The organism is Treponema berlinense (assembly GCF_052273165.1).
Classification (GTDB): Bacteria; Spirochaetota; Spirochaetia; order Treponematales; family Treponemataceae; genus Treponema_D; species Treponema_D berlinense_A.
This window is the reverse complement of the sequence record NZ_DAVZIU010000006.1, coordinates 80,226-88,783: the sequence shown is the minus strand read 5'-3', so window position 1 is coordinate 88,783 and position 8,558 is coordinate 80,226. Positions and strand designations below refer to the sequence as shown.

Here is an 8,558-nt window from a genome sequence, read left to right as displayed (position 1 = left end):
GATAAAGTAATAGAAGTGTAAGCAGTCTGCTCATTCGTCCATTGCCGTCTTCAAAGGGGTGAATACATAGGAAATCCAGTATGAACATAGGAATTAAAAGCAGTTTATCTGTTTTGCCGCTATTCCATTCTTCCAGAAAACGTTCTGCCATAAGTCTCATGGCTTCATCTGTTTCAAAAGCTGATACTGGTGCAAATCTTACTTTTTGAATTCCATTGCCATCGGTTTCGGCAATAATGTTATCACTGGATTTATATTTTCCACCAAACCCATTTTGATTATAAGAGTATAAATCTCTATGAAGTTGTTGAATAATATTTGATGTAGGTGAAATATAATCATAACTTTCGTGAATAGTTGAAAGGACATCTCTATAACCGGAAATTTCCTGTTCATTTCTATTGCGTGGGTCTGATTTTTTCTGCATCAATTCTTCCAGACGTTTATCTGTTGTAGAAATACCCTCAATTCTATTTGATGATTTTGTACTCTGAATTTTTGCAATTTCAAGTAGGGTTCTTAATTCATCTTTCTTAGCTTCTACAAATAACTGTTGTCGACCTTTATGCTCATAAATTGAACTAAGAAGATTTACGATCTCTGGTGTCAGTAATTTACGGGCATTTTCTTTATACTCAAAATTATGCATTGTATCCTCCGTAAGATTCTCTACCCCAAAGAAATATTCTCTATGTCATATTACTATAAAATGACATAGAGAACAAGGTGATGACATAGAGAAATCAATTTTCAAGCAACTCCAAATCTCTGTGAAAAACGAACAGCATCTTCTTCAGAAAGAGCCAGTTCACCAAGGTCTAGTTTTGCTATTCTCTTGTCTTTCAAAATCTGACCTTTCTTCCGTCCTCTTTCCAATTCTGACAGAACAAACAAAACTCCCAACTTAAAAGATTCAGAATTGATACCTTTTCCAGTGTTACAAGATTTTTCATCAGATACTTCTTCAGGAACTTCAGACTTCTTTCTGGCTTCTGCTGCCTTAATCATTTCATGAGCTTTGTTGATTGAAACACTTCCGTTTTGAATCTTCTCCAATAGCGCACTATCCGCTTTCTTTGCAGCCATGAATCTGGAATGTCCATCAACAATAATATAAGCCTCTGTTACGATAATTGGGCGGGATTTATCAAAACCGTTCATCCTCATATCGTTCGCAATTTCTGCAATCTTATCAGCTTCTTTTCGGTTGGAAGTACCAGTGCTTTTTTGGAAGGTTCGTCCTCCATCGGGAAGGCGAATTGAACGTAGATATTTCCACCAGCTCGTTTGGTAGAAAAAGTAAAAGGCTTAGCCATAGAAAACCTCACTTAAAACCTTTTACAGCGGTTGCATAAAACCGTTGCATAAAATCAGTATGTTTTCTACGCTAAGCCTTACTAATTGGGATTAGTAGTAGTGCAATTCCTTACAACATAAAGAATTACGATTATAGCGGGGGCAGGACTCGAACCTGCGGCCTCCGGGTTATGAGCCCGACGAGCTGCCAACTGCTCTACCCCGCGTCGTGTTCAAACAGTCTATATTTAATATCGCTTTATGTCAACCCCTGTATCGCTTAAATTGTTGTATTTGTACCAAATTCTGCATTCTAATATTGAAAAAAGGATTGCTATGACGGCAAACCAATAAAAATTGTTTGAAAAACCGGCAAAAAAATTGTAAACGCCGTGCAAAAGTACGGCCCAGACAAAAGGCAGTACGTGTGTCTGTTTTTTCTTGAACATCCAAAGATAAAGTCCGCTTAATCCTGCACAAAATGTGTGAATCAGCACGCTTGTAAAAACCCTTGCAACTAACAAATTTAGAACGGTCTGAGTTCCAAGAGGCTCGGTAGCACCACTGATTTTTTTTACAACATAAATTATGGATTCGAAACTGCCCAAAGTCATTCCTGCAAGAAGAGCACAGCAAAAATAAAATGAAAGATTCAGTTTTTTAAAAGGCAAAAACGACAAAAAAAACATTTTTACGGACTCTTCTATAAGGCCATTAAAAATTATTGCCGTAACAAGAAGATTTACAACTGTACTCGCTGTAAAAATCGGCAAATTTAAAATAAAATGCTGAACAAGCGATGTCGGTATAACAGCAAAAAGTCCGAGAATACAAGCTAAAATTCCAAATCGAACTTTTTTTTGCCCCGGAACTAAAATCACAAAAAGAAAAAAGACCACAACTAAAGGGAGAAAACTCAGGGCAAAAAGTGCAAAAATGTTCATATAAGCAGAATAATATTTTTATTCCGATATTTCAACGTAAAAATTAAATTTTCAAAACGCTGAACAAAAGGTTTCTAAAAGTAACTGGGAGAATGACTGTATCTTTCATTCTCCCAAGCCTTGTTTTTTATACAGATTTTAATGCTTCTGAGATATCTGCAATTAAATCGTCTACATTTTCAAGACCGACTGAAAGTCTTATCAAGTCTGATGGAACTCCGGCAGCGTTCAATTCCTCTTCGCTCATCTGTCTGTGAGTTGAACTTGCAGGATGCAGACAACAAGTTCTTGCGTCGGCAACATGGGTTGCAATCATTCCGAGTTTTAGTTCTGCCATAAATTTTTCTGCATTTTTACGGCCTCCTTTTACTCCAAAACTGATTACCCCGCAAGTTCCATTCGGCATATATTTTTTTGCACGTTCGTAATATTTGTTTCCTGGAAGTCCCGGGTAATTCACCCATGATACTTTTTCGTTCTTTTCCAAGAATTCGGCAATTTTTTGAGCATTTGAACAGTGTCTTTCGATTCTAACCGGCAACGATTCAAGTCCAAGATTGAGCATATAAGCATTTACCGGCGCCTGAACCATTCCAAAGTCGCGCATCAGCTGCGCTGTTGCTTTTGTAATAAAAGCTCCAGCATTTCCAAACCTTTCGGCATAAGTAATTCCATGATAACTTTCGTCTGGAGTGCACAATCCCGGGAATTTATCCGCATGCGCCATCCAGTCAAATTGACCGTGATCAACTATTACTCCGCCAACTGTAGCATCATGTCCGTCCATATATTTTGTAGTTGAATGAGTTACAATGTCCGCCCCAAATTCAAAAGGACGGCAATTTATCGGAGTTGCAAAAGTATTGTCAACAATCAGAGGAACTCCATGTTTATGAGCAGATTCTGCAAAACGTTCAATGTCAAAAACAATCAGCGCTGGATTTGCAATTGTTTCTCCAAAAACAGCTTTTGTATTTGGTTTGTATGCGGCTTCGAGTTCTTCGTCTGAACAGTCTGGATTTACAAAAGTAAACTCGATACCCATTTTTCGCATTGTCACATTGAAGAGATTAAAACTTCCGCCGTAAATTGCAGAAGAAGCAATTACGTGATCGCCAGCGTTTGCAAGATTAAAAACCGAAAGAAAATTTGCAGCCTGTCCAGAACCTGTAAGCATTGCGGCTGTTCCACCTTCGAGAGCGGCAATTTTTGCAGCAACCATGTCACAGGTTGGATTCTGTAAGCGTGAATAGAAATAACCGTTTGCCTTTAAATCAAAAAGTTTGCCCATTTCTTCGCTTGAATCATATTTAAAAGTCGTACTCTGAATAATTGGAATCATTCTAGGCTCACCGTTTTTTGGTTCATAACCAGAATGCAGACATTTTGTTTCGATTTTCATTTTTAAATACCTCTCACGCAGTCGGTTTGTTATTTTTTACTTTTTTAATCTCTCTGACAAAAAACATTTTTTGCCTTTTTGGAGCTGATCGGACTTGAACCGACTACCTTTGCAATGCCATTGCAACGCTCTAGCCAGGTGAGCTACAGCCCCGATGGGTTTATTCTAACAGAAAATTAAGAATTGAATAAAGATGTTATTTGCTTTTTGAGAGATTTTTTTTTTTGCGGCAGGGATAGGAACAGCGCGCAGCGTTCCAAAGCGATTTTGCCTGTTTTTTAATCTTTCGCTTTGGAATGGAGCGGAAGCGGAACTGTGGATAGCCCGGTTTTTACGCAGCAAAGCGAAGTAAAAAGCCGCCCTGCTATTTTTGTGCATTTTAAGCAATTTTTTGTTTTTTGTTTGTAAAATTTTTATAATTGAACAAACAAATTGATTTCTTTATAATTTTTTTGGCTATTTTTTTATCTGCCGATGGAGTTTTCGATATGTATATGGAATCTGAAGTTATCGACTACGTGAATGAGGAAGATGTAAAATTTATTCGTCTTGCCTATTTTGATCTTTCTGGAAAACAGCGCAATGTTTCGATTATGGCCGGCGAACTGCCTCGCGCTTTTGAGGAAGGAATTTCTTTTGACGCTTCGGCAATTCCTGGTTTTCAGGAGGCTCATTCTTCGGATTTGTTCTTGCATCCTGACCCTTCTACACTGTCTGTGATTCCATGGCGTCCTTCAACTGGAAAAGTTGTCCGTATGTTCTGCGACATTAAATATCCTGACGGAACTCCTTACGAAAAAGACTGCCGCCATATTTTAAAACAGGCTGTTAAAAAGGCAAAGGACGAATTCGGCATTGAATTTAAATTTGGTACTGAATTTGAATTCTACCTTTTTAAACTCGACGAAAACGGCCGCAATACAAAAATTCCTTTCGATAACGCCGGATACATGGACATTGCTCCAGAAGACAAAGGCGAAAATATTCGGCGCGAAATTGATTTTACTCTCGAACAAATGGGAATTACTCCGGAATTCAGCCATCACGAAGAAGGTCCAGGCCAAAACGAAATTGATTTCCGTGCTTCCGATGCAGAAACGGCTGCCGACAATGCTTCGACTTTTAAGTGGATTGTTCGCACCAAGGCTGCATCAAACGGTCTTTACGCAGATTTTTCGCCAAAACCGCTTTCGGTTTATCCTGGAAACGGCATGCACATCAATATTTCGGCAAATAAAGAAGAAAAAATGCCTTCAATTATGGCAGGAATTCTTGCGCACTTGTCAGAAATTACATATTTCTTAAATCCTTCCGAAGAATCTTACTCAAGAATCGGACAGTCAAAAGCGCCAAAATTCATCTGCTGGGGAACTCAAAACCGTTCCTGCGCAATCCGCGTTCCTTCAAAGCATCCGAACGGAAAAATCCAGATTCGTTCTTCTGACAGCGAATGCAATATTTATCTCGCCTTTACACTTTTAATTTACGCTGCCCTCGACGGAATCAAAAAAAATCTCGTTCCAGAGCCTGCTGTTCAAGAAAACCTTTTTCAGTCTTATGCAGAAGATAAAAAAGACTACGAAGAACGGACAAAAAATTACAGGACAATTCCTCTCAGTTTGGCCGAAGCCCGAAAACTTGCAAAAGAAAGTGAATTTATTAAACAAATCATAAAATTCTAAGCTTATGGCATCAGATATACATAGCGTTCTAGTTGTGACAAAAGACATAAAAACTTCGACTCTAATAAGCGCAATGCTTGTTCCGCCAATGTTTGATGTAATTTTGGCAGAAGATTTTAACGAAGCCCGTCGACTCTGTACTGAACGGGTTTTTAACATTGTAATTGTTGATTTTGCTGACGGGGAAGGAACCGATTTTGCCGTTGATATTTCTTCCTGCACAAGCACAATCCTGCTTCTTGCGCCAACACAGTTTTTTGACCAGTTGAGTTACAGGGTTGAGCCTTACGGAATTCTTACGATAACGTCGCCTTTTGATCAGTTCTATTTTTACAATATGATAAAAATTGCAATTGCCGTTCAGTACAAGGTTCAGGTTCTTTCGAGTCAGACAATTAAGCTTAAGGAAAAGATGGAAGAAATCCGCATTGTAAACCGCGCAAAAATGCTCTTAATGCAGAACAAAGAAATGTCAGAACAGGAAGCCCACCGTTTTCTCGAAAAACAGGCAATGGATCGCAGCATGAAGCGAATTGCCGTTGCAGACGAAATTATAAAAACTTACAGCTGAGATTCTTCTTCAATAATTTTTAAAACTTCTTCTTTATGAATAGGAACATTTTTTTCGTAGGCTATCCGGTTTTCTTCAATTTCGTCAAAAGTCCAAAGCCGCCCCTTGTTCATTCCAGGACATTCTTTAGCGCAGTCTTCCCAGCTTTCTTTTGATTCAATCATCCAGCTCCAGAACGGCCAGGTCGAACACTGAACAGGCCGCGCCTCGTAGCAGGAACAGCCGCTATTCCACAGGATGCAGTCGTAATTTTTTTGTTCTTTGAGCGCAAGAACCTGAGTTCCGTAGTAATAATCTGCCCACCGGCAATACTGTTCGACAAAATCCCTTACAGACATTTTTTTTAAACTGCACAGAGCCTTTAAATCGCGTTCCGAAAGATAAACAAATCCAGGAGAATGTCCGCAGCAAAATGAACATCGCTGGCATCCAAAATGCAGTCCGTTCAAATAAAACGGTTCTTTTTTTTGAGAGTTTTGTGAATTTTCTGTCATTTTTAGTTTTCCGGCCGTTCTGTCAAAAGGCCATCGATTGCAAGATTCAGGCTTGCCTTTATATTGTCAACTTCCGCATTGTGAAGAACTGCCATTTTAAAAACTGATTCGATAATCAAACCAAAAATTAAATCATTTGCAGTTTTTACGCTAAATTTTCTAAATTCGCCGTTTTTTTGACCACGCACAATCATCATACTCAAAAGGTGATTTATGCGGATTGTGCGGCGACGAACTCTTTCGTAAACATCATCACCAGTTTTATAAAGCCCTGTAAGATATGGAACCAAAATTTCAAACAGTGTCTTGTTTTCGACACAGGCATCGATTGCATCCGAAGTAATTTTTCGAAGACAGTCTTCTGCTGTTATAGAATGGTCTTTTATGATTTTTAAAAATTTTACTTCCAGGTCCGAAGACAACTGCTTTATGCTGAAATTGAAAATTTCGTGTTTGCTTCCAAAATAAATGTAGAGCGTTGTGCGCGTAATTCCACAGGCATCCGCAATTTTTTGAAATGTAACGTCTTCATATCCATCACGACAAAAAAGTTCCATCGCTTTTTCGAGAATTTCCCTTTTTCTTTTTTCGTGTTCAACAACAATAGCCATTAAAAATATTCCTTGTCTGAATTTTCGTTTTTGCGTTCGCGTGGAGCAAAAGACTTTTTATTCTGTTTTTTTGGAGTGTCTTTTTTCCATTCTTCGGATTTTTTTCTGCTCGAATTAAAATCCGCTGGACGAACACCACGTTTTTTTTCTTTTTCTGTTCCGTTGTAAAGATAGAAAGTCGTGTCCAGATTTCCAGATTTTATACTTTTTAATGTCGTAGCATAGCGGCCAACATTTTCCTGAAACTCTTTGTGCGCGGTTATTACGCCAATCTGCCAGCCCTTAAAATCTTCAAAAAGACTTTTCATGCTTGAATAAAGTTCCGCGGCCTGCTGCTCGTCACCAAGACGCTCGCCATACGGTGGATTACAGATTATCATTCCGTTTTCGTAAGGAGCTTCAATATCCTTAAAATCGCTCACTTGAAAATCCGGACGCCACAAATGAGCATCAACACCGATCGCCTTGAGCGCACGGCCGGCAGTTACGCAGGCATGCTCAGCATTTAAACGAGCCCGCTCAACGGCAGAAGGGTCAATATCCGTTCCTGTAATGCGAACCTCGACGTCGGTGCGGATTTTTGCCGCTTCAGCATTTTTTATTTCGATTGCACGTTCACGGTTAAAAATCGGAAGATTTTCCAAAGCAAATCTCCGGCCAAAACCAGGCGCAACGTTAAAAGCAAAAAGTGTTGCTTCGATTGGCAAGGTTCCTGAACCACAGAATGGATCGTGAAAAGGAATTTTTCTCTTCCACATGCTCATCTGCAAAAGAACGGCAGCGGTAGTTTCACGCAAAGGAGCCATTCCGCCGTCAGTACGATAACCGCGCTTATGCAGGGGCAATCCGCTCAAATCCAGCAAAATCAACGCTTCGTCATTGTCCAGATAAACGCGGACATCGCTTTTTTCGCCAGTTTCCGGCAAAGAAGACATATTCCATCTGTCGCCGAGTTTTTTGTAAATCGCTTTTTGAACCATTCCCTGCACAGAATGCTCAGAATTAAGTCTCGATTTATACGAACGAACTTTATCAACCGTAACTTTTGTATCTTTCTTAAAAAAATCCTGCCAGTTTACAGAATAAACTCCGTCAAAAAGCTGATCAAAATCTTCAGCCTTGTAACGAGCCATTAAAATATAAACGCGGTCGGCAGTTCGCAGGCAAAGGTTCGCCCTAAAAAGAGCATCATCATCGCCTTCAAAAAAAACGCGTCCAGGAGCATTTCCAGCAAGTCTGTAACCCAAGAGTTTAATTTCGTTTCCAAGAATTTTTTCCGCGCCAATTGCGCACAAAGCAACTAAAGTGTTCATTATCTTGACAATTTAACACAAAATGTCATTTTGGACAACCAAAGATTTTTTTTAGAACCACATTTTATCGTCTTATCCGGCTGCTCCGGATTCGCTTTCGCTCATCGTCCTCGGCTAAAGCCTGCGGTCGACTGCGTCCTGCGCATCCGGGGTAGCTTTTTTCTTAAATTCACTCATCAACTTTCTGATTTTTAAAGGCTTTATTACATATTTTAGACATTTTATGCGCATGCACAGTTCTAAAA

General features: G+C 39.4%; 9 protein-coding genes and 2 tRNA genes. 2 read left to right on the top strand and 9 right to left on the bottom strand.

Going from position 1 to position 8,558, the window contains the following annotated elements:
• From ACT6XC_RS03805 to ACT6XC_RS03780, 6 genes are all read right to left on the bottom strand, one after another.
• Positions 1–649 (bottom strand): Fic family protein (locus ACT6XC_RS03805; RefSeq protein ID WP_443740850.1); only part of this gene is annotated, 649 nt, incomplete at its 3' end.
• A 101-nt stretch (positions 650–750) separates the two neighbouring features.
• Positions 751–1,167, bottom strand: a complete 417-nt coding sequence (locus tag ACT6XC_RS03800) for a hypothetical protein (protein WP_443740849.1) — start codon at positions 1,165–1,167, stop codon at positions 751–753.
• Between the two features lie 283 nt (positions 1,168–1,450).
• Positions 1,451–1,523 (bottom strand) — tRNA-Met (locus ACT6XC_RS03795).
• 21 nt (positions 1,524–1,544) lie between these two features.
• Positions 1,545–2,240 (bottom strand): PrsW family glutamic-type intramembrane protease, encoded by a 696-nt coding sequence (locus ACT6XC_RS03790; RefSeq protein ID WP_443740848.1) that lies wholly within the window; start codon positions 2,238–2,240, stop codon positions 1,545–1,547.
• Between the two features lie 127 nt (positions 2,241–2,367).
• Positions 2,368–3,642 (bottom strand): O-acetylhomoserine aminocarboxypropyltransferase/cysteine synthase family protein, encoded by a 1,275-nt coding sequence (locus ACT6XC_RS03785; protein WP_443737931.1) that lies wholly within the window; start codon positions 3,640–3,642, stop codon positions 2,368–2,370.
• A 79-nt stretch (positions 3,643–3,721) separates the two neighbouring features.
• Positions 3,722–3,795 (bottom strand) — tRNA-Ala (locus ACT6XC_RS03780).
• A gap of 335 nt (positions 3,796–4,130) precedes the next feature.
• Between ACT6XC_RS03780 and ACT6XC_RS03775 the strand changes: the two genes are divergently transcribed.
• Positions 4,131–5,324 carry a glutamine synthetase family protein gene (locus ACT6XC_RS03775; protein WP_443737932.1) on the top strand — a complete coding sequence of 398 codons (1,194 nt, stop codon included), beginning with the start codon at positions 4,131–4,133 and terminating at the stop codon, positions 5,322–5,324.
• Between the two features lie 4 nt (positions 5,325–5,328).
• Positions 5,329–5,895 carry an ANTAR domain-containing response regulator gene (locus ACT6XC_RS03770; RefSeq protein ID WP_078931850.1) on the top strand — a complete coding sequence of 189 codons (567 nt, stop codon included), beginning with the start codon at positions 5,329–5,331 and terminating at the stop codon, positions 5,893–5,895.
• Here the strand turns inward: ACT6XC_RS03770 and ACT6XC_RS03765 are convergent.
• The 3 genes from ACT6XC_RS03765 to ACT6XC_RS03755 are packed head-to-tail and all read right to left on the bottom strand — an operon-like array spanning position 5,886 to position 8,313.
• Positions 5,886–6,389: a YkgJ family cysteine cluster protein gene (locus ACT6XC_RS03765; protein WP_443740847.1), complete on the bottom strand. Its 504-nt coding sequence runs from the start codon at positions 6,387–6,389 to the stop codon at positions 5,886–5,888. The two genes, ACT6XC_RS03770 and ACT6XC_RS03765, sit on opposite strands and share 10 nt — an antisense overlap.
• A 2-nt stretch (positions 6,390–6,391) precedes the next feature.
• Complete coding sequence (locus ACT6XC_RS03760; RefSeq protein ID WP_443740846.1) at positions 6,392–7,000, bottom strand: TetR/AcrR family transcriptional regulator; 609 nt, start codon at positions 6,998–7,000, stop codon at positions 6,392–6,394.
• A complete protein-coding gene (locus ACT6XC_RS03755; protein WP_443740845.1) occupies positions 7,000–8,313 on the bottom strand; it encodes a THUMP domain-containing class I SAM-dependent RNA methyltransferase in 1,314 nt (437 codons plus the stop codon). The genes ACT6XC_RS03760 and ACT6XC_RS03755 overlap by 1 nt, the downstream gene beginning before the upstream one ends.
• Positions 8,314–8,558: the final 245 nt, after the last annotated feature.